The organism is Catenuloplanes japonicus (assembly GCF_000717135.1).
Classification (GTDB): Bacteria; Actinomycetota; Actinomycetes; order Mycobacteriales; family Micromonosporaceae; genus Catenuloplanes; species Catenuloplanes japonicus.
This window is the reverse complement of record NZ_JNXY01000104.1, coordinates 1-286: the sequence shown is the minus strand read 5'-3', so window position 1 is coordinate 286 and position 286 is coordinate 1. Positions and strand designations below refer to the sequence as shown.

1 pseudogene is annotated in these 286 nt (G+C 64.0%); it reads left to right on the top strand.

Annotated elements, in window-relative coordinates:
* Window positions 1–34: 34 nt before the first annotated feature.
* Window positions 35–286: pseudogene (locus OP04_RS48180) on the top strand (IS5/IS1182 family transposase); the annotation flags it as partial.

Here is a 286-nt window from a genome sequence, read left to right as displayed (position 1 = left end):
TTACAGCGTGCGTGCGGTCCGCAGGACGCTGCGGGTGCGGAAGATCCCGCACACAATTCCGGAGCGCAAGGACCACAAAGCCAACCGGGCCCGGCGCGGTAGCCGTGGTGGCAGGCCGCCGGCATTCGATCCGGAACGCTACAAGGATCGCAACCGCATCGAGCGGGCCTTCAACCGTCTCAAGCAGTTCCGGGCCGTAGCCACCCGCTACGACAAGCTCAAAGTCCGCTACGAAGCTACCGTCACGGTCGCTTCGATCATGGTCTGGCTCCGCATGAAGATCGAC